The sequence below is a fragment of the Pseudomonas sp. GD04158 genome, assembly GCF_029834875.1.
Taxonomy (GTDB): domain Bacteria; phylum Pseudomonadota; class Gammaproteobacteria; order Pseudomonadales; family Pseudomonadaceae; genus Aquipseudomonas; species Aquipseudomonas hydrolytica.
In genome coordinates this window covers 34,843-56,031 of sequence record NZ_JAODYT010000024.1, presented here as the reverse complement: position 1 = coordinate 56,031, position 21,189 = coordinate 34,843, and the positions used below count along the sequence as shown (strand labels likewise).

Genomic DNA, 21,189 nt, shown 5'->3' with positions numbered 1-21,189 from the left:
AGCGATATCCCGCACAGCGGCGAATAATGGCCTTTACACATAATGCGAAACATTTGCATTATGTCGCGGTTTACCAGGTACACCCGCGTACCACTCATATTCAGTACATGCAAAGGACCCCGCCATGATTCGTATGCCCCTGGCTTCGGCCAGCCTGCTGGCTATTGCCATTTCTCTCGCCGGTTGCGGCGACGACAAAGCTCCCGCCACTCAAGCCGCAGCTCCGGCGGCCAGCAGCGAGAGCACTGCAGCGGCCGGCGCGGCGCAGGTCGACGAGGCAGCGGCCAAGGCGGTGGTCAATCATTACGCCGACCTGGCGCTGGCCGTGTTCAGCGACGCTGCCAGCACCGGCAAGGCCCTGCAGAGCGCGGTCGACGCCCTGCTCGCCGACCCCAGCGAGGCCACTCTGAAGGCCGCCCGCGAAGCCTGGCTGGCTGCTCGCGTGCCTTACATGCAGACCGAAGTGTTCCGTTTCGGCAACCCGGTGGTGGACGAGTGGGAAGGCCAGCTCAACGCCTGGCCGCTGGACGAAGGCCTGATCGACTACGTCGCCGACGACTATCAGCACGCACTGGGCAACCCCGGCGCCCAGGCCAACATCATCGCCAACACCGAGATCCAGGTCGGTGAAGACAAGATCGACGTTGCCGAGATCACCGGCGAGCTGCTGGCCAGCCTCAACGAGCTGGGCGGCTCCGAAGCCAACGTCGCCACCGGTTACCACGCCATCGAGTTCCTGCTCTGGGGCCAGGACCTCAACGGCACCAACCCGGGCGCCGGCGAACGTCCCTACACCGATTACCTGGTTGGCGAAGGCGCCACCGGCGGCCACAACGAGCGCCGTCGCACCTACCTGAAAGTCGCTACCGACCTCTTGGTCAGCGACCTCAACGACATGGTCGAGCAGTGGAAGGATGGCGTCGAAGGCAACTATCGCAGCGAGCTGGTCGCCGACTCGGGCGAGAACGGTCTGCGCAAGATGCTGTTCGGCATGGGCAGCCTGTCCCTCGGCGAGCTGGCCGGCGAGCGCATGAAGGTCGCCCTCGAAGCCAACTCCACGGAAGACGAGCACGACTGCTTCAGCGACAACACCCACAACTCGCACTTCTATAACGGCAAGGGCATTCGCAACGTCTACCTGGGCGAGTACAAGAAGGTCGACGGCAGCACCCTGAGCGGCCCGAGCCTGTCGGAACTGGTGGCCAAGGTCGATGCCCAGGCCGATGCCAGCCTCAAGGCCGATCTGCAAGCGACCGAGGCCAAGCTGCAGGCTCTGGTCGACAGCGCCGAGAAGAACAACGTGCACTTCGACCAGCTGATCGCCGAGGACAACGCCGAAGGCCAGCAACTGGTACGCGACGCCATCGCCGCCCTGGTCAAGCAGACCGGCGCCATCGAGCAGGCCGCGGCCAAGCTGGGCATCAGCGACCTGAACCCGGACACTGCCGATCACGAGTTCTGATCGACGTAGCGGGCTGAAGAAGCCGGCGTCCCGATAAGGAGCGCCGGCTTTTTTGTGCCTCGTGCCTCGGTCCGCTCAGCCTCGCGCCACCGCGCTGCGGTATTCGCCGGGGCTGACGCCATAGGTCTGCTTGAACTGCCGCGACAGATGGCTCTGGTCGGCGAACCCCAGCTGCATGGCGACGCTGAGCGCCGAGCAGCCACTTCTGAGCAGCGTCCGCGCCTGCTCCAGACGACGCTGCCTGAGCCAGGCATGCGGTGGCAGACCGGTGGCCCGGCGGAATACCCGGGCGAAGTGAAAGGGTGAGAGATTGACCGCCGCCGCCAGCTCTTCCAGCGATGGCGGCTCGCTCAGCTGGCTGGCAAGCAGCTCCTTGGCCAAAGCCACCGCCCGCGGTTCCTGGCCGACGCCACGCGGCGCCGGCAGGCGCGCGTAACGCTGCAGCAGCTCGAGCATCGCCTCGCGCCACAGGGTCTGACGTTGCAGCGCCTCGCTGTGCGGATCCTCCAGCAGACGGTGCAGCGCACTCAGCCGCGACGCCAGGAGCGGATCATGGTGCACGCTGTCGTGGAACATGGGCGGTGCAGCCGGTGGCGACTCGAGTTCGGCCAGCAGCGCCTCGAAAGTACCGGGCTGCGGGTAGAACACCCGGTACTGCCAGCCTTGCTCGACCCCTTTGGAACCGGTATGCACCTCGTCCGGATTGAGCAAGGCGATGCTGCCGGCGCCCGCCAGGTGATCGACACCGCGATAGCGATAGCGCTCAGCACCGGCTTCGAGCACGGCGATCACATGACCGTCGTGCACGTGCGGGGCGAAACGATGTTCGACAAAGCGTGCGGACAACAGCTCCAAGCCGTGCAGATCGTCGCTGGCGCTGAACCGCGCGCGTTCGCTTCCCGTCAGTGGCTGCATGTTCAGCCGCCGAAGCGCGCTTCCAGGGCGGCGCGCACCTGCGGCCATTCCTGATCGGTGATGCTGTACAGCACCGTGTCGTCGAGACGGCCGTCGGCCAGGCGGCGATGGTTACGCAGCAGGCCCTCGCGGGCGGCGCCCAGCTTCTCGATGGCGCGTTGCGAGCGCAGGTTGCTGGCGGCGGTTTTCAGCTGCACACGGACCATGCCCCAGTTGTCGAAGGCATGCTTGAGCATCAGGTACTTGATGCTGGCGTTCAGCCCGCTGCCATGCTGGGCGCGATCGAGCCAGGTCCAGCCGATCTCGCAGGCCGGCAGGCTGTTCATGAAATCGCCGAAGCGAGTGGTGCCGACCAGCTGCTCGCCGAGACGGATGGCGAATGGCAGCGCGCGTTGCTCGCGCAGTTCGGCCAGTGCGCTGCGATACCAGTCCAGAGGCTGGGTACCGCTCATGTACAGCAGCTCGTCACGATTGGCCTCGGCCAACGCGACCAGGGCCGGGATATCGGCATCGGCCAGTGGCTCCAGGCGCAAGGCTCCTCGCTGCAGCGTGACCAATTGCGGTTTGAACATGCTTCCTCCTGGCGCGGTTGCAAGCCGACCACGCTATCAGCCCATCGCCTGCGGCACAATCGGACCGTTTCGCAAAGCGCGGTCGACACCCTGCGACCTTGGTCGCAGCCGACAGGCCGCGGCTTTGTGCAACACTGATGATTATCCGCCTCGCCCAGCAGCGCAGGCTTCTTCGTTCCACTCTGCGTTCCGGAGTTCGCATGTCGCTGTCCCCCGGGCTGATCGCCGCGGTCGCCCTGATCTACATGGCCATTCTCTTCGCCATCGCGTTCTATGGCGATCGCCGCGGCACGCCCATGCCGCCGAAGGTTCGCGCCTGGGTCTACTCGCTGTCCCTGGCGGTCTACTGCACCAGCTGGACCTTCTTCGGCGCGGTGGGTCAGGCCGCCGAGCAACTGTGGTCGTTCCTGCCGATCTACCTCGGCCCGACCATTCTGCTGCTGACCATGCCCTGGGTGCTACAGAAGATGGTGATGATCAGCAAGCAGGAGAACATCACCTCCATCGCCGACTTCATCGCCGCGCGCTATGGCAAGTCCCAGTCCCTGGCCGTGGTGGTGGCGCTGATCTGTCTGGTCGGCGTACTGCCGTACATCGCCCTGCAGCTCAAGGGCATCGTGCTCGGCGTCAACCTGCTGATCGGCATCGATCCGCAGACCATCGGCACCAGCGCCCAGGACACGGCGCTGATCGTGTCGCTGGCCCTGGCGCTGTTCACCATCCTGTTCGGTACGCGCAACCTGGACGTTACCGAGCACCATCGCGGCATGGTGCTGGCCATCGCATTCGAGTCGCTGGTCAAGCTGCTGGCCTTCCTCGCCGTCGGTGCCTTCGTCACCTTCGGCCTGTACAACGGCGTGGGCGATCTGCTCGCCCAGGCCCGGGTCACCGCCGAACTGGACGACTTCTGGGCCAAGCCGGTCAACTGGCCGGCGATGCTGGTACAGACCGGCATGGCGATGATCGCCATCGTCTGCCTGCCACGGCAGTTCCACGTCACCGTGGTGGAGAACATCGAACCCAAGGACCTGCGTCTGGCGCGCTGGGTATTCCCCGCCTACCTGATGCTGGCCGCACTGTTCGTCGTGCCCATCGCCCTGGCCGGGCAGATGCTGCTGCCGGCGGGCATCACCCCGGACTCCTTCGTTATCAGCCTGCCCCTGGCCGAGGCCCATCCGAGCCTGGCGGTGCTGGCCTTCATCGGCGGTGCCTCGGCGGCCACCGGCATGGTGATCGTCGCGTCCGTGGCCCTGTCGACCATGATTTCCAACGACATGCTGCTGCCCTGGCTGCTGCGCCGGCAGAGCACCGAGCGACCGTTCGAGGCCTTCCGCCACTGGATGCTCACCGCCCGCCGGGTCAGCATCGTGCTGATCCTGTTGCTGGCCTACGTCTGCTATCGCCTGCTCGGCGAGGGCACCAGCCTGGCCACCATCGGTCAGGTGTCGTTCGCCGCCATCGGCCAGCTGGCGCCGGCCATGTTCGGCGCCCTGGTGTGGAAACAGGCCAACCGCCGCGGCGTGTTCGCCGGGCTGATCTTCGGCGCCATACTGTGGTTCTACACCCTGGTCCTGCCGCTGGCGGCACGCGGCATGGGCTGGTCGCTGGAAAGTTTCCCCGGCCTGACCACCCTGCTCTACGCGCCCCTCGGCCTGCAGGTGGATCCGCTGACCCGAGGCGTGGTGCTGTCGCTGGCCGGCAACCTACTGTTGTTTGCCTGGGTCTCGTGGTTCTCGCGCACCCGGGTGTCCGAGCACTGGCAGGCCGGGCGTTTCATCGGTCATGACCTGGGTACCAAGCCCAGCAACCGTAGCCTGCTGGCGGTGCAGGTGGAGGACCTGCTGGCGCTCGCCAGCCGCTTCGTCGGCGAGGAACGTGCCCGGCAGAGCTTCGCCCGCTTCGCCCTGCGTCAGGGCAAGGGCAAGGACTTCGACCCCAACCAGCCGGCCAACAGCGAATGGATCGCCCATACCGAGCGCCTGCTGGCCGGCGTGCTCGGCGCCTCCTCGACCCGTGCGGTGGTCAAGGCCGCCATCGAAGGCCGCGAGATGCAGGTCGAAGACGTGGTGCGCATCGTCGACGAGGCCTCGGAAGTCCTGCAGTTCAACCGCGCCCTGCTGCAGGGGGCGATCGAGAACATCACCCAAGGCATCAGCGTGGTCGACCAGAACCTGCGCCTGGTGGCCTGGAACCACCGCTACCTGGAGCTGTTCGACTACCCCGACGGGCTGATCTACGTCGGCCGCCCCATTGCCGAGATCATCCGCTTCAACGCCGAGCGCGGCATGCTCGGCAGCGGCGACGTCGAAGAGAACGTCGCCAAGCGCCTGTACTGGATGCGTCAGGGCACCGCGCACAGCTACGAACGGGTGTTCCCCAACGGCCGGGTGATCGAGCTGATCGGCAACCCCATGCCCGGCGGCGGCTTCGTCATGAGCTTCACCGACATCACCGAGTTCCGCGAGGCCGAGCGCGCCCTCAAGGAAGCCAACGAGAGCCTGGAACGGCGCGTCGCCGAGCGGACCCAGGAACTGTCGAAACTCAACCAGGCGCTGACCGAGGCCAAGGCCCACGCCGAAGCGGCCAACCAGTCGAAGACGCGCTTTCTCGCCGCGGTCAGCCATGACCTGATGCAGCCGCTCAATGCCGCACGCCTGTTCTCCGCGGCCCTGGCCCACCAGGACGAAGCCCTGCCGGTGGAGGCCCAGGAACTGGTGCGCCACCTGGACAGCTCGCTGCGCTCGGCCGAGGATCTGATCACCGACCTGCTGGACATCTCGCGCCTGGAAAACGGCCGCATCGCCCCGGACCGACATCCCTTCGCCCTGGCCAGCCTGTTCGACACCCTCGCCGCCGAGTTTGGCGTGCTGGCCGCCGAGCAGGGCATCGATCTGCGCGTGCGGGGCAGCAGGCAGTGGGTCGACAGCGACATCAAGCTGCTGCGGCGCATTCTGCAGAACTTCCTCACCAACGCCTTCCGCTACGCCAAGGGGCGTGTGGTGCTGGGCGTGCGCCGCGAGGGCGAGCACCTGCGCCTGGAAGTCTGGGACCGCGGTGCGGGCATTCCCGAGGACAAGCGCAAGGTGATCTTCGAAGAGTTCAAGCGTCTGGACAGCCACCAGACCCGAGCGGAAAAGGGGCTCGGCCTGGGCCTGGCGATTGCCGACGGGCTGTGCCGCGTTCTCTCACACCGTCTGGAGGTTCGCTCCTGGCCGGGCAAGGGCAGCGTGTTCAGCGTCAGCGTGCCGCTGGCGAGAAAACCCGCACCCAAGCCGCAGGGGCCCGCCTCGCAGGCCGCAGACGGCCAGCCGCTGCACGGCACCCAGGTGATCTGCATCGACAACGAGGACAGCATTCTCACCGGCATGCACAGCCTGCTGTCACGCTGGGGCTGCCAGGTGTGGACGGCGCGCAACCGCCTGGAATGCGAGCATCTGCTCAGCGAGGACGTGCGTCCGCAACTGGCCCTGATCGACTATCACCTGGACGAAGGCGAGACCGGCACCGAACTGATGGCCTGGCTGCGCACCCGTCTGGGCGAACCGGTACCTGGCGTGGTGATCAGCGCCGACGGCCGCCCGGAACTGGTGGCCGAGGTACATGCGGCGGGGCTCGACTACCTGCCCAAACCGGTCAAGCCGGCGGCCCTGCGTGCCCTGCTCAGCCGCCATCTGGCATTGCGCGGTTAATCGAGCGGCTGCTTTCCGCGAGGGTTCGCCGCTGGTGGCAGCCTAACCCTGGCTGCGCTGCAGAAACCCCTGCAGCAGCCGGTGCACCCGTTCGCTCAGCTCGCGGTTGGCCGCCACCGGCAGGCCGCGCGCCAGCTCGGCCTCGACCACTTGCTCGACCAGTGGCCGCAGACGCAGCAATTGCGTGCTGAGGTCTTCCAGCTGGTCGGCACGGGGCAGCGCACTCTGCAGCAATGGATTGACCAGATGCCCGACGATCATCTGCACGATGCCGGTGGATACCTGCTCGACATGCCGGCGAATCGACTCCAGCTCATCCAGCAGCGCCGGCAGCGGAATACCGGCGCGGTACAGCTCGACACCCGCGGCAAACAGACGCGGGCTGGGCACGCTGAGGTGGTCGCCGGCGAACTGCAGCAGGCCCATGGCCTGGGCGCGATCGATCAGCTCGTCGTCCAGATCGTCCGCGAAGATCGCCTGCAGCTCGGCGAACTCCAGCCGTCCGGGCTGTTCGGGCTCTCCGGGGCCGCGGATGGCCTGTTCCAGGCCCAGCACATGCGCCAGATCGCGCCCCTGCGACCAGGCCTCGAACAGCTCGCGAATATTGGCGATGCTGTAGCCGCGCTCGAGCAACTGGCCGATCAGGCGCAGGCGCGCCAGATGCTCGCCACTGTAGATGCCGACTCGCCCGCGCCGCTCGGGCGGCGGCAGCAGACCGCGATCCTGGTACGCGCGCACGTTGCGCACCGTGGTCTGCGCGGCCTGGGCCAGCTCGTCGACCGTGTATTCGGCGACAGCCGCCGCGGCCACGGGGGCGGCGCTGCCGAGCAGGCGCTGGAGAAACAGAGAAGTCGGAGTCATGGCGCGATCATAGCGTCGCGCTTCGCCGGCCAACAACCGCGCGCATCCCCCCAACCAAGGGCTGGACTTGCCCTTCGCGCCAGGCCCGATAACGGCCACGAAAGCCGCGCGATCCCGGCAGTAGAGCGGCTGCTGCCTCCAAGTGACAGGAAAGTGCCGATGCCCACACGACGCCGGACCGGCTAGGCAAGGGCAGGCGCAGGGCAAACAATGACATCAGACGATGTCATCCTGATCAGCGGAGCCCGCCATGCCTGCAACAGTCCTGCCACCCGCCCCGTTCGGTGCCGACCTGTGAACGCCCCGCTGCACCGCCGCGAGCTGCCAGCGCAGCGCTGCCACGTGCAGGGGGACGGCGTACGCCTGCAGGCCTATGTCTGGGGCAAGGCCGACGGACCGACCCTGCTGCTGGTCCATGGTTACCCGGACAGCCACGAGATCTGGCTGCCGCTGGTGAGCGAGCTGGCTGCCGACTACCGCATCCTCGCCTACGACGTGCGCGGCCATGGCGCCTCGCAGGCGCCGCGACGGCTGCGCGATTATCGCCTGGAGCGGCTGGCGAACGATCTGGAAGCGGTGATCCGCGCACTCAGCCCGCAGCAGCCGGTGCACCTGGTGGCCCACGACTGGGGGTCGATCCAGAGCTGGGAAGCGGTGACCGAGCCGCGCATCCAGCCGTTACTGGCTTCCTATACCAGCATTTCCGGACCCTGCCTGGACCACGTTGGCCACTGGATGCGCCAGCGCATCAGCCTGCGCAGTCCAGGCGCTCTGCGGCAGGTGCTCGGCCAGCTGCTCAGTTCCTGGTACATCGCCCTGTTCCACATCCCGCTGCTGCCGGAGCTGTGCTGGCGCCTGGGTCTGGACCGCGCCTGGCCCTGGCTGCTGCGCCGCGTGGAGGGCGTGCACGGCCTGCCGCCCAGCAGCACGCAACGCAGCGACGGCATGCGCGGGGTGCAGCTGTATCGCGCCAACTTCGTCCGCAGCCTGTTCAGCCCGCGGGCGCGCAGTACCCGCGTGCCGGTGCAGCTGATCGTGCCTCTGGCCGACCGTTTCGTACGTCCGCAACTGTTCGACGACCTGCCGCATTGGGCGCCTTCACTGACGCGCCGTGACGTTCGCGGCGGGCATTGGCGCGTGCTGGCGGAGCCGAAAGCCCTGGCCGGCTGGATACGCGAGCATGTCACTCGGATGGAGGAAGATCAGGGCGTATCGAAACCGCCCGCAGGTTAACTACGGCGGAGAGAAACGCCCTCAGGACAGACGCGCAGCTGCGATGCCGGCTACTCGCCCAGCTCGTCCAGCGCCGGCAGGTCGGCGGCGCGCTCGAGCAGCTCGGTCGGCAGGCTCTTGCTGGCACGGGCGCCAAGCAGCTTGAGATTCTCCGCACGACCGATCAGGTTGCCGCGCCCCTCCACCAGCTTGTTGCGCGCGCTGGCGTACGCCTTGTCCAGCTGCTGCAAGCGGCTGCCCATTTCATCGAGGTCGGCGATGAAGGCGACGAACTTGTCATACAGCTGGCCGGCCCGCTCGGCGATTTCGCGTGCGTTCTGCCCCTGGCGCTCCTGACGCCAGAGGCTGTCGATCACCCGCAGGGTCGCCAGCAGGGTGGTCGGGCTGACGATCACCACCTGCTGCTCGAAGGCTTCCTGAAACAGGTCGGGCTCGGCCTGCAGCGCTGCGGCGAAGGCCGCTTCGATGGGCACGAAGAGCAGGACGAAATCCAAGCTGTGCAGGCCTTCCAGGCGCTGGTAATCCTTGCCGGACAGGCCCTTGAGGTGACTGCGCAGCGATAGCAGGTGCTGCTTCAGCGCCTGCTGGCGGAGCGGCTCGTCCACGGCGGCGACGTACTGCTGATAGGCGCTGAGGCTGACCTTGGCATCGACTATCACCTGTCTCTCGCCTGGCAGGCGGATCAGCACATCGGGCTGGAAGCGCTCGCCGCCCTCCCCCTTGAGGCTGACCTGGGTGTGATACTCGCGACCCTTTTCCAGGCCGGCATGCTCCAGCACCCTTTCGAGCACCAGCTCGCCCCAGTTGCCCTGGGTCTTCTGGCCCTTGAGCGCACGGGTCAGGTTGGTCGCTTCATCGCCCAGGCGCTGGTTGAGCTGCTGCAGACGCTCCAGCTCCTTGCCCAGGGAGAAACGCTCGCGCGCCTCCTGCTGGTAACTCTCGTCGACGCGCTTCTCGAAGGCCTGGATGCGCTCCTTGAGCGGATCGAGCAACTGGCCGAGACGCTGCTGGCTGGTTTCGGCGAAACGCTGCTCGCGCTCGTCGAAGATCTTCGTCGCCAGCTCGGCGAACTGCGCGCGCAACTCGTCGCGCGCGCCCTGCAGATCATCGAGGCGCTGCTGCTGATTATCGCGATGCTCCTGCAGCTCGGCGGCCAGCGCTGCGCATTCGGCGGTCAGCCGGCGCAGTTCGGCCTCGTTGCGTTCGCGCTGCTGATGCCAGGATTGCGCCGCCTCACGGGCGATCTGTCGCTCCTGCTGCAGCAGCTCGTTCTCGCGCCGCAGGCCGGCCAGTTCGCTCTGCTGCTCCACCTTGATCTCGCTGACCTCGGCCAGCTCGGCACGGCAGGCGTCGAGCTGAGCGAGCAAGCCTGTCTGGCTCAGTTGGGCGTGTTCCAGGCGCTCCTGCAGCAGCGCCTGCTCGCTCTGCGCCTGGGCGACGCGTCGTTGCAGCGACCAGAGACCAGCCAGCAGCGGAACAAGGGCCGCGGCGGCACCAATGGCGAGGGATAGGGGGTCGACGGGCATAGACACTCCATGTTGAACCGCTGGCAGTATACCCAGCCAGCCCGTCCGTGGGGTCAGCGCGCCAGACGCTCCAGCTCCAGCTGTGCGCCGCGGTCACCGGCCCTGGCCGCCTGGCGCAGCAGTTCGAAGCCCATGCGGCGGTCGCGCGGATTGCCGCAGTCGCGGCACAGCAATTGCCCCAGGCGGCTCTGCGCCTGCACGCAGCCCTTGCGCGCGGGCTGCTTGAGCAGGTTGCCGGCGATGCGTTTGACACTGGGGGTCCGCCCCAGGCGCGGGCTGTCGAGCAGCCAGAGGGCGACACGCATGGGCAAACGCGAGGCATTGGAGTCGGGGGCCGAGGTGGTAGCGGGTGTAACGCGTGGCATAAAAAAGAAGGGGTGACTGCCGGGGCGCGCCACTCTACTCCTTTTTTTGCCGAGGTAAAGACTTGCCAAAACCCACCATTGGCGTTCCAGAGCAAGCGCTCGGCACAATCCACAGAAGCTGTGGATAACTCCGTGCACAACTTGGGCGAAAGGGACGTGAGCCCCGATGCTTCGGGGCTCTCAGTCAAACTGTCGATTTTTTCACCAACGAAAAAAATGCATATTTTTCATTGACTTAAAAATCAGCCACGAAAAATCAAGCGTTTAGCGTTGTTTCTGACAGTGATGTGACAGCCTGCATCAGCATTGTGCACAACTCCCTGCGACAGATCCGCGCAGCGCTCTGTTTCGGGGCATCGACGCGGTCATGCGGGCTGCGGCAACTGCCCTTGAACCAGGAACTGCTCCCAGCGAAACAGCCGCGGCTGATCGGGGGTCTGGGCATGCTTGAAGGCCACGTATTCGCCGGTGGTTTCGCACAGCCAGGCGGTCAGGTTGCGTGGTCGCTTTTCCGCAAACGCACCGGGAACGTACAGCGCAACATTGCTGCCACCGGCCGGGCAGCGCGCCGAGCGGTACTCGAAGGCCTCGATGCCGGCCGCTCGCATCGCCGCCCCCAAACCTTGCGGCACGCTGTAATCGCTGGGATGGGCCAGCAACTGGCGATGCAGGTCGAATGGCGGCTGCTGCAGCTGAATGCCGCGCTCGACCCGATAGCGCGCCTCGAAGGTGGAATGTTCGGAAAGGATGCGCCCGCTGGGCGGCGGACTGACCATGCCGTTCCACAGCACGAAGCGATAGTAGGCCGCCTCGGCCATCGCCGTTTCCAACCGCAAGGCCGCGTAGAACAGGCTGGGTTCGTGCACCGTGCCAAAGCGCGAGCCCCAGCGCAGCGGCGGATAGCGAAACGGCGTCTTCAGCAGATAGTGCAGCGGCTCGCTGCCCTGCGGCAGCGGCGGCTTGCTGGCTTCGAGCAACTCTTCCAGCAGAGCCTGCTCGGCCAGGGTATCGACCAGTTGCAGGGTGGCGACTTGCGCCTGGCTCTCCACCATGCGCAGCAGCTTGCCGCGCAACGGTCGAACCTGCCGTTCGCCTTCGCATAGTTGCCAGATGTCCATGGCGATACCTCCCAAGGGTAGAGCCTGCTCAAGGCATCGCGACGCTGGAGCCGTACAAGGCGCTGGGTTAGTGACAGCCTCCGGCTGATCACAGCAGGCAAGCAATGCTCAGAGCCGCGAAAAACTGTATTTTTATACAGCATCTTGACCCACGGCAATCACCCCTTCGGACGAACTGCGCTGGTCGTACGCAGCCTACCGAGCCCGTTCTCGATGCCGCAGGACTTGTTGGCTTTCAGACCTTGCCGCGAATGGCGTCGAGATACTCGACGACGCGCACCAAGCCCTGCACCTGAGTCATCTGCTGCAGCGGCACGCCAGCCAGATGGCGGTTCTCGGTACGCAGAAAATGGCGCATGTCCTGCTGATTGCCGCCGAACAGGGCGAACAGGGCTCGGTAGACCCGGATCAGCAACAACGCCAGTTCACCGGTCTTGCTCTGCGGACGCAAACCGCCCTGCTCGCCCCAGCGCCCGATGGCACTGCGATGGACGCCGACGATGTCCGCCAGTTCCTGTTGGGTCAACCCCAGTTGCTCGCGGGTATTGAGCAGCGCCTTGGCCAGCACCGCATCGGCGTCGGGTTGACAGTGAGTCACCGCGCTCATCACTTCCTCCTTCGCTTGTTCACAACAAAATAAACATCAAAAGCTGTAAACACACAATAGCACGGAAAGTCGCTTGGCACTCACTCGGGCATGGGGTACCGTCCGATGGACCGCATCGAGCAAGGAAAACTCATGAGCCGCCAGCGTTTCTGGCTGAGCATCTGCGTCGCGACACTGGCGCTGCTGTCGCTACTGGTCTGCTATGCCGGCTACCGCATGCAGCAACTGCTCGAGGAGCAGCACATCGAACTGGACTGGCAGCACCTGAGCCTGTCCTGGCGCGGCCTGCAGCTACAAGGCGTGAGCCTGGTGCAGCGCCGTAGCGGTGAGCTGCAGATGCAGGCCGGGCAGGTGCGCCTCTACTGGCTGGCCAGCGAAGCGCCTCGCTACCGCCTGACTGCGCAGGATGTGCGGCTGTTCTGGCGGCCTGAGCAGACAGAACCCGAAAGCCTGAGCGCAAACGATCCGGCCGGTGTCCTCCAGAGTCTGACCCAGACCCTGCCATGGCTACCGCGACGAATCGAGGTGCACGACGCCCAGGCGCAGCTGCCCTGTCACAGCGGCCGCTGCACACTGCAGGGCGACCTCGAATTGCAGCTGCTGGACGATGAGCTGCAGCTGCGCGCCCTGCTCCTGCGCGACACGCACCAGGCGCAGTTGAGTGCGCAGTTGCAGGGGCTCGGCAGTGCGCCGGACAGCCCGCGCCAGGCGCAGCTGAACCTGCTGCTCGACGACCAACCGCAGATCACCCTGCACAGCGACCTGCAGCCTCAGGCCGCTGCCCTGCAATGGAGCGGCAACCTGGAGATCGCTGCATTACCGGATACGGCCTGGCTCGTCGACTGGCTGAGCGAATGGACGCAGCTCGACACCGCCGCCCTGCCTGACACGCCCCGGCAGGCAGGCGTGAACGCCCAGTGGCAGCTGCAGGTGCCGCAGGAAACCCTGGCATTCAGCGCGCTGCTCGCCACGCCCGGATGGCTGCGAGTCGATGCGCAGCTGCCGCAGCCCTGGCCGCTTCCCGGCGTCGGCCTGGTCAGCGGCGAGCTGGCGCTCGACCTGCGCAACGCCATGGGCCAGTGGCAGGCCCGCCGCCTGGACGGCCAGCTGCAGCTCGACGCTCAGGATGCACCCTGGCTGGCGTCGCTGCCGAGCGGCCTGCGACCGCAGCGATTGCAGTTGCACTTCGCCCCACTGGACGACGCTACCGACGAGGAGCTGGCCCTGCGACTGAAAGTCAGCGGGCAAGGTCCGCTGGAACTGCAGGCCGATGCCGAGCTTGGCCTGCGCCAATCCCCCGCCTGGGCGGTGGAAGTTCGACAGCTGCAGTTGCAAGCCCGCAGCAAACGCCTGGACCTGACCGACAGTCGTCTCGATGACCTGCGCCTGAATCTCGCCCTCAAGGGCAGCGTCACGGCGCAGCAGTGGCAGCTTGGCCTAACAGGCAAGTCCCGCCTCGACGTCCAGCGCCTGCGCAGCGCCGAGCTGGACCTGCAGCAGGCTCAGGCGACACTGGCCGGCACTGAACTGGGCGGCACCCCGAGCGCACCGACTCTCTCCGGCCCGCTGGGCATCCGCATCCAACGCCTGCAGCACCCGCAATTGCAGACACAGGGCTGGCAATGGCAGGGACGGATCGACGCGAACAGCGCCCGTCAGTCCCTCGACGGCGCCCTGCTGGCCGATTCGGGCCTGAGCGCGGCCCTGCGCCTGAACAACACGACCAATGCACTGAAGCTCAATGCCACCCTCGACGAGCTGTTCCTGCGTGCCGGCAACCCGTTGGCACAGACCCTGGCCGCCTGGCCGCCATTGCTGTCGCTGGACAATGGCCGCGTGCAGGCCGAGGCGCAGTTGCAACTGCCCAGCGGCAAGCCCCTGCAGCTCAAGGCCAGTCTGACCGGCAAGGGTCTGGCCGGCGTCTATGACCGCACCACCCTGAACGGTGTCGATGCCGAACTGCGCCTGCAACTGGCCGGCGATCGACTGCGCCTCGACCTGCCGCAACTGAGTGCCCGCCAGCTCGATCCCGGCATCGAACTCGGCCCCCTGCAACTGCAGGCCAGCTACCAAGCCAGCCTGCAGCGGCCGCTGGCCGGCAACCTGACACACCAGCGCGCCGAGCTGGGCGTGCTCGGCGGCAGCCTGAGCCTGGCACCGGCAACCTGGGCACTGGCACAGCCCAGCCAGTTGCTGCCCCTGCGCCTCAGCGGCCTGGATCTGCAAGAGCTGTTTCGCGTCTACCCGGCCGAAGGCCTGTCCGGCAATGGGCTGATCGACGGCACCCTGCCGCTGCGCCTGGGCGACGCCATCAGCATCGAGCAGGGCCTGATCGAAGCCAGGCCGCCGGGAGGGCGACTGCGCTTTCAGTCGCCGCGCATTCGCGCCATGGGCCAGGCCAACCCCGGCATGAAACTGGTCACCGACGCACTGGAGGACTTCCACTACGATCTGCTCAGCAGTAGCGTCGACTATGATCAGTCCGGCACACTGCGCTTGGGCATGCGTCTGCATGGACAGAACCCGGCCATCGAGAAGGGCCGGCCCATCCACTTCAACATCAACCTGGAAGAAGACGTTCCGGCCCTGCTGGCCAGTCTGCAGCTGACCGACAAGGTCAGTGGCATCATCCAGCAACGGATTCAGCAATGGATGCGCCAGCGTGTCCCCCAAGAATCAAAGGAGTAGCGCCATGCGCACGTACCGCCTCCTCGCAGTCCTGAGCCTGGGGCTGCTGTGCCTGGCCTGTACCCCGACGGTACAACTGGCCATGCCCAACGAGCCGATCAACATCAACCTGAACGTCAAGGTCGAGCACGAAATCTACATCAAAGTGGACAAGGCTCTGGACAGCGTATTTAGCGAAGGCAGCGGTCTGTTCTAAGGAGAAAGGCGATGATCCGTTACATTTCGACCCTGTTGCTGGCATTGAGCCTGAGCCTGCCGGCCTACGCACTGAACCTCAACCAGGCCATGAGCGCACTCGGCGAGGCCAAGAGCAGCGGGCAGCTGGGCGAGCAACCCAACGGCTACCTCGGCGTGGTCAAGCCCGGTGGCCAGGCCGAGGAAATCGCCCGCCTGATCAACCAGGCGCGCCGTGCCGAGTATCAGAAGGTGGCGCAGGACAACGGAATCAGCCTGAGCGATGTCGAAGCCATCGCCGGCAAGAAGGCCATCGAGCGCACGCCGAAGGGACAGTTCATCCAGCTCAATGGCCAGTGGCTGCAGAAGTGACTTAGGGTATCGCGGTGCCGCCCAGGCCGTGCGCACCGGCGCCCGTCGGCTTTATTAGGCGCAGAAACGAAAGAACCCGCCTAGGCGGGTTCTTTTTTGCGAAGGCAGCGATCAGGCGCCGGCTTTGCTCACGGCATCCTTGATCAGGGTCTGCAGCTCGCCCTTCTCGTACATCTCGGTGAGGATGTCGCTGCCGCCGACCAGCTCGCCGGCCACCCACAGCTGCGGGAAAGTCGGCCAGTTGGCGTACTTCGGCAGGTTGGCGCGGATTTCCGGATTCTGCAGGATGTCGACATAGGCGAACTTCTCGCCACAACCCATCACCACCTGGGCGGCACGGGCGGAGAAGCCACACTGCGGCGCGTTGGGCGAGCCTTTCATGTACAGCAGAACGGTGTTGTTGGCGATCTGCTCTTTGATGGTTTCGATGATATCCATTGGGCACCTCAGCATAGACTTCGCGACCCGACGGTCGCCACGGTGGCGCGATTGTAGCGAAAAGCCGAGCACAATGCTCGGCCTTGCCGTCGCTCCCTTGCCTTGATACGACCCCGGATCGCAGCTATGCGGCCACCACCTCGACCGGCACGCCATTGAGCACCGCATTGCCGGACAACGCATCGAGGCGGCGCTCGTCGGTCAGGTCGTTGGCACTGGCGCCCGGCTGCTCGCTGGCAATAGCCATCTGCACGCCGGGGCGCGCATGCCCCCAGCCGTGCGGCAGGCTGACCACGCCGGCCATCACCTCGTCGCTGGCCGCCACCTCCACCTCGATGCTGCCAACCCGCGAGCGCACCTGCACGCGCTGGCCGTCGACCAGGCCACGACTGGCCAGGTCGGACGGATTCATCAGCAGCTGGTGACGCGGCTTGCCCTTCACCAGGCGGTGGTAGTTGTGCATCCAGGAATTGTTGCTGCGCACGTGGCGTCGGCCAATCAGCAGCAGTTCGTCCGCCGCTGGCGGCACCTGCGCGGCGAAGCGTGCGAGGTCGCCCAGCAGCAGTTCGGGAGCCGCCTCGACGGCCTTCGAAGCGGTCTTCAGCCGCGCCGCCAGGTTCGCCTGCAAGGGCCCTAGGTCGAGCCCGTGCGGGTGATCGCGCAGCGCTGCCAGGCTGAGCTTGCGCTCGCTGCGATCCCCATAGGGGCCGAAGCGCAGCCCCATGTCGATCATCTGCTCCGGTGCCAGGGTCGGCTTCAGCTCCAGGCCATTGCGCGCGGCAAAGGCCTGGGCCAGGCCGACGAAGATTTCCCAGTCGTGCAGCGCACCTTCCGGCTTGGCCAGGATCGCCTCGTTGAAGCGGGTGACGTTGCGCACCGCGAAGACGTTGAAGGTGGTGTCGTAGTGATCGTGTTCCAGCGGCGCGGTCGGCGGCAGGATCAGGTCGGCGTAACGGGTGGTCTCGTTGATGTAGAAATCCACCGAGAGCATGAAGTCCAGCCCCTGCAGCGCCTGCTCCAGCTGGCGACCATTGGGGGTGGACAGCACCGGATTGCCGGCCACCGTGACCAGCGCGCGGATCTGCCCCTCGCCGGGGGTGAGCATCTCTTCGGCCAACGCCGAGACCGGCAGCTCACCGCCGTATTCCGGCAACCCGGACACCCGGCTCTGCCAGCGATTGAAATGCCCGCCCGAGGTGCTCGCCACCAGGTCCACCGCGGGCATGGTGCAGAGTGCCCCGCCGACCCGATCGAGGTTGCCGGTAACCAGGTTGATCAGCTGCACCAGCCATTGGCAGAGGGTACCGAAGGTCTGGGTGGAAACGCCCATGCGCCCATAGCAGACCGCCTTGTCCGCCGCGGCGAAGTCCCGCGCCAGCTGGCGAATGGTGGCAGCCGGTACGCCACAGCGAGCGCTCATGGCTTCGGCCGTAAATTCGGCGATGGCCGCGCGCACCTGCTCAAGCCCCTCCACCGGCAGATGGCTGCCACGGGTCAGGCCTTCCTCGAACAGGGTATTGAGCAGCGCCAGCAGCAGCGCGGCATCGCTGCCGGGACGCACGAACAGGTGCTGATCGGCGATGGCGGCAGTCTCGCTGCGCCGCGGGTCGACCACCACCAGCTTGCCGCCACGGGCCTGGATGGCCTTCAGGCGCTTCTCCACATCCGGCACGGTCATGATGCTGCCGTTGGAGGCCAGCGGGTTGCCGCCGAGAATCAGCATGAAGTCGGTGTGGTCGATGTCCGGAATCGGGATCAGCAGGCCGTGGCCGTACATCAAATGGCTGGTCAGGTGATGCGGCAGCTGGTCGACCGAGGTGGCCGAGAAACGGTTGCGCGTCTTCAGCAGGCCGAGGAAGTAGTTGCTGTGGGTCATCAGCCCGTAGTTGTGCACGCTGGGGTTGCCCTGGTACACGGCCACGGCGTTCTGCCCGTGCTCGGCGCGGATCGCGCTGAGGCGCTCGGCGACCAGCTCGAAGGCCTCGTCCCAGGCGATGGCCTGCCACTGCTCGCCGCTGCGGCGCATGGGCTGGCGAATGCGGTCGGGGTCGTTCTGGATGTCCTGCAGCGCCACCGCCTTGGGGCAGATATGGCCGCGGCTGAAGCTGTCCTGGGGGTCGCCCTTGATCGAGCGGATCTGCGTGCTGCCGTCAGGCTGGAGCTCGGTTTCGATGGCGAGGCCGCAGATGGCTTCGCACAGATGGCATGCACGGTAATGGAGGGACTTGGTCATGGCCTGGCCTCTTGTTCTGATGCGAGACGACCGGTCAGGTCGCAGACTTCGAACTATGGGCCGGGCAAGGGGACGACGCCAGCAGCGTTCGTCTCATGAATCGGCAGGCATCATGCCTGCCGATTCAGGGTCGCAACGATCCGAATTAACGGATGGAGGTCACGGTGCCCTTGTTGCCGGTAACGCTGACGCTCACGGTCTTGTACACGAAGTAATCCTGAACGTTCACTTCGTAACGCGGGGCGACGATCACGTCGGCACCCGAGGCCTTGACTGCCTTGTAGGCAGCTGCGGACTTGGCGGAAGCAACCGGGTCGAGACCCAGCGCGAAACCACCCTCGCCACCACCGTAGGTCACGCCATCGGCGAACTGGGTATCACCGCCCAGCTTGAACACACCGAACAGGATGTTCACCGAAGATTGACCGGAGATGGGCTCGCCCACTTTCACGTCGGCCTTCAGGTTGGTCTGCACGGTGCCGTTCAGCGGAACGGTCGGCTGGCTAACGTTCTGGCTGGCACAGCCAGTCAGCAGGGCGAGAGCGGAGAAAGCGGCGGCGTAGGCTACGTGTTTCATGCAAAACTCCTTTGCACATATATTCCATGGATGTCCCCGTTGCGGGGCAATGCATTGCCTAGGAAAGGCGGCGGCATCCTAGAGGCCCGTTCCAGAGCGGCGCAAGCAATGATGTCAGTTTTGTGACATTTCGCACGCAGCTTTGCGAAAAGACTTACAAAACATCCATTTGCCGGTTCGAGGGCGGCAATTTGCGCCTTCTCGTCATTTCCTTATAAGATCGCGCCTTCCCCTGTTTCGTCGCACCCTGCGGCCTCTGCCGCAAGCCCTGCCGTTTTCCCGTTTTTTTGCATTCGCCTCGGGCTTGCGAACTGTAGTGATAAAGGTAGTTAACGATGAGCGTCAGACACTTTCTCTCGATGATGGATTACACACCGGACGAACTGGTGGGGCTGATCCGCCGAGGCATCGAGCTGAAGGACCTGCGCAATCGCGGTGTGCTGTTCGAACCGCTGAAGAACCGCGTGCTGGGCATGATCTTCGAGAAGGCCTCGACCCGCACCCGCCTGTCGTTCGAAGCCGGCATGATCCAGCTCGGCGGCCAGGCCATCTTCCTCTCGCCGCGCGATACCCAGCTGGGCCGCGGCGAGCCGATCGGCGACGCCGCCATCGTCATGTCGAGCATGCTCGACGCCGTGATGATCCGTACCTTCGCCCACAGCAACCTCACCGAATTCGCCGCCAAGTCCCGAGTGCCGGTGATCAACGGCCTGTCCGACGACCTGCACCCCTGCCAGTTGCTGGCCGACATGCAGACCTTCCTCGAACACCGTGGCAGCATCGCCGGCAAGACCGTGGCCTGGATCGGCGACGGCAACAACATGTGCAACTCCTACATCGAAGCGGCGATGCAGTTCGACTTCCAGCTCAAGGTCGCCTGCCCCGCAGGCTACGAGCCGGACGCACGTTTCCTCGCCCAGGCCGGCGAGCGCGTGCAGGTGCTGCGCGACCCGCGCGAGGCGGTGGCCGGCGCCCACCTGGTGAGCACCGACGTCTGGGCCTCAATGGGCCAGGAAGACGAGGCCGCACAGCGCATGGCGCTGTTCCGCCCCTACCAGGTAACCCCGCAACTGCTCGACCGCGCGGCCGAGGACGTGCTGTTCATGCACTGCCTGCCGGCCCACCGCGGAGAGGAAATCAGCGTCGATCTGCTCGACGACCCACGCTCGGTAGCCTGGGATCAGGCCGAAAATCGCCTGCACGCGCAGAAGGCGCTGCTGGAAATGCTGGTCGAACCGGCGTATCACCACGCATGAGCGAACCGTTGCTGCAACTGCGCGGGCTGAATTGCGGCTACCACGCGCACAAGGTGGTGCAGGACCTCGATCTGCATCTGAACGCAGGTGACATCGGCTGCCTGCTCGGCCCCTCCGGCTGCGGCAAGACCACCACGCTGCGCGCCATCGCCGGTTTCGAGCCGGTGCTCGAAGGCGAGATCGAACTGGCAGGCGAAGTGATTTCCCGCGCCGGTTTTACCCTGGCTCCGGAGAAACGCCACATCGGCATGGTGTTTCAGGACTACGCCCTGTTTCCCCACCTGAGCGTGGCCGAGAACATCGCCTTCGGCATTCGCAAACAACCCGACGCCGAGCGCGTAACCCAGGAGCTGCTGGAGCTGGTCAAGCTCGGTCACCTGGCCAAACGCTATCCGCACGAGCTGTCCGGCGGGCAGCAACAGCGTGTCGCCCTGGCCCGCGCCCTGGCGCCGGAACCACAGCTGCTGCTGCTCGACGAGCCCTTTTCCAACCTCGATGGCGAGTTGCGTCGACGCCTCAGTCATGAGGTGCGCGAGATTCTCAAGGCGCGCGGCACCAGCGCCATTCTGGTCACCCACGATCAGGAAGAGGCTTTCGCCGTCAGCGATCACGTCGGCGTCTTCAATCAGGGCCGCCTGGAGCAGTGGGATACGCCGTTCAATCTGTACCACGAGCCGCTCACCCCCTTCGTCGCCAGTTTCATCGGCCAGGGCTACTTCATTCGCGGCCAGTTGCTCAGCCCGGATACGGTGCAGACCGAGCTGGGGGTGATTCGCGGCAACCGTGCCTATACCTGGGCACAGGGCAGCGCGGTGGACGTGCTGTTGCGCCCGGACGACATCGTCCCGGATGAGAGCAGCGGGCTGAAGGCGCGCATCGTCGGCAAGACCTTCCTCGGCGCCGCCACTCTCTATCGCCTGCAGCTGCCCACCGGCAGCCAGCTGGAATCGATCTTCCCCAGCCATGCCGACCACCTGCCGGGTGACGAAGTGGGCATCCGCATCGCCGCCGATCACCTGGTGGCCTTCCCGGCTCTGGGCAGCGTGGCGGCGCAGTTGCAGCTGACCGACTCCGGCGGCGTGCGCCGGGTCAGCAGCAACTGA

At 65.8% G+C, this 21,189-nt stretch carries 18 protein-coding genes; 8 read left to right on the top strand and 10 right to left on the bottom strand.

All coding sequences use genetic code 11. The annotated features are described in order from the left end of the window. Positions 1 to 124 precede the first annotated feature (124 nt). Positions 125 to 1,462, top strand: coding sequence for an imelysin family protein (locus N7333_RS11635; protein ID WP_129481676.1), 1,338 nt, complete (start codon positions 125 to 127; stop codon positions 1,460 to 1,462). 75 nt (positions 1,463 to 1,537) lie between these two features. Here N7333_RS11635 and N7333_RS11630 read toward each other — a convergent pair whose 3' ends face one another. Together N7333_RS11630 and N7333_RS11625 are read right to left on the bottom strand one after the other, a co-directional pair. Beyond that, positions 1,538 to 2,377, bottom strand: coding sequence for an AraC family transcriptional regulator (locus tag N7333_RS11630; RefSeq protein WP_003246035.1), 840 nt, complete (start codon positions 2,375 to 2,377; stop codon positions 1,538 to 1,540). Positions 2,378 to 2,379: 2 nt separating this feature from the next. Then, complete coding sequence (locus N7333_RS11625; protein ID WP_129481677.1) at positions 2,380 to 2,949, bottom strand: GNAT family protein; 570 nt, start codon at positions 2,947 to 2,949, stop codon at positions 2,380 to 2,382. Positions 2,950 to 3,149: 200 nt separating this feature from the next. Between N7333_RS11625 and N7333_RS11620 the strand changes: the two genes are divergently transcribed. Continuing rightward, positions 3,150 to 6,638 (top strand): PAS domain-containing hybrid sensor histidine kinase/response regulator, encoded by a 3,489-nt coding sequence (locus tag N7333_RS11620; protein ID WP_129481678.1) that lies wholly within the window; start codon positions 3,150 to 3,152, stop codon positions 6,636 to 6,638. Between the two features lie 42 nt (positions 6,639 to 6,680). On the opposite strand, the gene N7333_RS11615 is transcribed toward N7333_RS11620, so the two are convergent. After that, the gene (locus tag N7333_RS11615; RefSeq protein ID WP_012019411.1) at positions 6,681 to 7,499 is read right to left on the bottom strand and encodes a MerR family transcriptional regulator; all 819 of its coding nucleotides are present in this window, start codon (positions 7,497 to 7,499) and stop codon (positions 6,681 to 6,683) included. 294 nt (positions 7,500 to 7,793) lie between these two features. Here N7333_RS11615 and N7333_RS11610 point away from each other — a divergent pair, with 294 nt between their 5' ends. After that, positions 7,794 to 8,732, top strand: coding sequence for an alpha/beta fold hydrolase (locus N7333_RS11610; protein ID WP_129481679.1), 939 nt, complete (start codon positions 7,794 to 7,796; stop codon positions 8,730 to 8,732). Between the two features lie 50 nt (positions 8,733 to 8,782). Here N7333_RS11610 and rmuC read toward each other — a convergent pair whose 3' ends face one another. The 4 genes from rmuC to N7333_RS11590 all read right to left on the bottom strand — a co-directional run bounded on the left by rmuC (position 8,783) and on the right by N7333_RS11590 (position 12,348). Beyond that, positions 8,783 to 10,144, bottom strand: a complete 1,362-nt coding sequence (gene rmuC / locus N7333_RS11605) for a DNA recombination protein RmuC (protein ID WP_177491028.1) — start codon at positions 10,142 to 10,144, stop codon at positions 8,783 to 8,785. A gap of 167 nt (positions 10,145 to 10,311) precedes the next feature. Next, a complete protein-coding gene (locus N7333_RS11600) occupies positions 10,312 to 10,563 on the bottom strand; it encodes a sel1 repeat family protein (RefSeq protein ID WP_279858864.1) in 252 nt (83 codons plus the stop codon). 425 nt (positions 10,564 to 10,988) lie between these two features. Then, positions 10,989 to 11,741 carry an RES family NAD+ phosphorylase gene (locus tag N7333_RS11595; protein ID WP_129481681.1) on the bottom strand — a complete coding sequence of 251 codons (753 nt, stop codon included), beginning with the start codon at positions 11,739 to 11,741 and terminating at the stop codon, positions 10,989 to 10,991. 235 nt (positions 11,742 to 11,976) lie between these two features. Next, positions 11,977 to 12,348 (bottom strand): XRE family transcriptional regulator, encoded by a 372-nt coding sequence (locus N7333_RS11590; protein ID WP_096825801.1) that lies wholly within the window; start codon positions 12,346 to 12,348, stop codon positions 11,977 to 11,979. Positions 12,349 to 12,480: 132 nt separating this feature from the next. On the opposite strand from N7333_RS11590, the gene N7333_RS11585 reads away from it, so the two are divergent. The 3 genes from N7333_RS11585 to N7333_RS11575 are packed head-to-tail and all read left to right on the top strand — an operon-like array spanning position 12,481 to position 15,582. Continuing rightward, positions 12,481 to 15,036 (top strand): YdbH domain-containing protein, encoded by a 2,556-nt coding sequence (locus tag N7333_RS11585; protein ID WP_129481682.1) that lies wholly within the window; start codon positions 12,481 to 12,483, stop codon positions 15,034 to 15,036. 4 nt (positions 15,037 to 15,040) lie between these two features. Beyond that, positions 15,041 to 15,232, top strand: coding sequence for a YnbE family lipoprotein (locus N7333_RS11580; protein ID WP_003246054.1), 192 nt, complete (start codon positions 15,041 to 15,043; stop codon positions 15,230 to 15,232). 11 nt (positions 15,233 to 15,243) lie between these two features. Next, positions 15,244 to 15,582 (top strand): YdbL family protein, encoded by a 339-nt coding sequence (locus N7333_RS11575; RefSeq protein WP_003246055.1) that lies wholly within the window; start codon positions 15,244 to 15,246, stop codon positions 15,580 to 15,582. A gap of 111 nt (positions 15,583 to 15,693) precedes the next feature. Here the strand turns inward: N7333_RS11575 and grxD are convergent, their stop codons facing one another. The 3 genes from grxD to N7333_RS11560 form a co-directional block, all read right to left on the bottom strand. Then, positions 15,694 to 16,020: a Grx4 family monothiol glutaredoxin gene (grxD, locus tag N7333_RS11570; RefSeq protein ID WP_003246056.1), complete on the bottom strand. Its 327-nt coding sequence runs from the start codon at positions 16,018 to 16,020 to the stop codon at positions 15,694 to 15,696. 124 nt (positions 16,021 to 16,144) lie between these two features. After that, positions 16,145 to 18,253 carry a molybdopterin oxidoreductase family protein gene (locus N7333_RS11565; RefSeq protein ID WP_129481683.1) on the bottom strand — a complete coding sequence of 703 codons (2,109 nt, stop codon included), beginning with the start codon at positions 18,251 to 18,253 and terminating at the stop codon, positions 16,145 to 16,147. Positions 18,254 to 18,398: 145 nt separating this feature from the next. Next, positions 18,399 to 18,830, bottom strand: coding sequence for a hypothetical protein (locus N7333_RS11560; protein WP_003246059.1), 432 nt, complete (start codon positions 18,828 to 18,830; stop codon positions 18,399 to 18,401). Between the two features lie 335 nt (positions 18,831 to 19,165). Between N7333_RS11560 and argF the strand changes: the two genes are divergently transcribed. Then, entirely contained in the window at positions 19,166 to 20,086 is a 921-nt protein-coding gene (gene argF, locus N7333_RS11555) for an ornithine carbamoyltransferase (RefSeq protein WP_129481684.1), read from the top strand. Beyond that, a complete protein-coding gene (locus N7333_RS11550; RefSeq protein ID WP_129481685.1) occupies positions 20,083 to 21,189 on the top strand; it encodes an ABC transporter ATP-binding protein in 1,107 nt (368 codons plus the stop codon). The genes argF and N7333_RS11550 overlap by 4 nt, the downstream gene beginning before the upstream one ends.

Excerpts from the sequence above, each read along its gene's own strand:
- N7333_RS11635 (WP_129481676.1), top strand. The coding sequence starts at position 125 with ATGATTCGTATGCCCCTGGCTTCGGCCAGCCTGCTGGCTATTGCCATT.
- N7333_RS11630 (WP_003246035.1), bottom strand. The coding sequence starts at position 2,377 with ATGCAGCCACTGACGGGAAGCGAACGCGCGCGGTTCAGCGCCAGCGAC.
- N7333_RS11625 (WP_129481677.1), bottom strand. The coding sequence starts at position 2,949 with ATGTTCAAACCGCAATTGGTCACGCTGCAGCGAGGAGCCTTGCGCCTG.
- N7333_RS11620 (WP_129481678.1), top strand. The coding sequence starts at position 3,150 with ATGTCGCTGTCCCCCGGGCTGATCGCCGCGGTCGCCCTGATCTACATG.
- N7333_RS11615 (WP_012019411.1), bottom strand. The coding sequence starts at position 7,499 with ATGACTCCGACTTCTCTGTTTCTCCAGCGCCTGCTCGGCAGCGCCGCC.
- N7333_RS11600 (WP_279858864.1), bottom strand. The coding sequence starts at position 10,563 with ATGCGTGTCGCCCTCTGGCTGCTCGACAGCCCGCGCCTGGGGCGGACC.
- N7333_RS11595 (WP_129481681.1), bottom strand. The coding sequence starts at position 11,741 with ATGGACATCTGGCAACTATGCGAAGGCGAACGGCAGGTTCGACCGTTG.
- N7333_RS11590 (WP_096825801.1), bottom strand. The coding sequence starts at position 12,348 with ATGAGCGCGGTGACTCACTGTCAACCCGACGCCGATGCGGTGCTGGCC.
- N7333_RS11585 (WP_129481682.1), top strand. The coding sequence starts at position 12,481 with ATGAGCCGCCAGCGTTTCTGGCTGAGCATCTGCGTCGCGACACTGGCG.
- N7333_RS11580 (WP_003246054.1), top strand. The coding sequence starts at position 15,041 with ATGCGCACGTACCGCCTCCTCGCAGTCCTGAGCCTGGGGCTGCTGTGC.
- N7333_RS11575 (WP_003246055.1), top strand. The coding sequence starts at position 15,244 with ATGATCCGTTACATTTCGACCCTGTTGCTGGCATTGAGCCTGAGCCTG.
- grxD (WP_003246056.1), bottom strand. The coding sequence starts at position 16,020 with ATGGATATCATCGAAACCATCAAAGAGCAGATCGCCAACAACACCGTT.
- N7333_RS11565 (WP_129481683.1), bottom strand. The coding sequence starts at position 18,253 with ATGACCAAGTCCCTCCATTACCGTGCATGCCATCTGTGCGAAGCCATC.
- N7333_RS11560 (WP_003246059.1), bottom strand. The coding sequence starts at position 18,830 with ATGAAACACGTAGCCTACGCCGCCGCTTTCTCCGCTCTCGCCCTGCTG.
- argF (WP_129481684.1), top strand. The coding sequence starts at position 19,166 with ATGAGCGTCAGACACTTTCTCTCGATGATGGATTACACACCGGACGAA.
- N7333_RS11550 (WP_129481685.1), top strand. The coding sequence starts at position 20,083 with ATGAGCGAACCGTTGCTGCAACTGCGCGGGCTGAATTGCGGCTACCAC.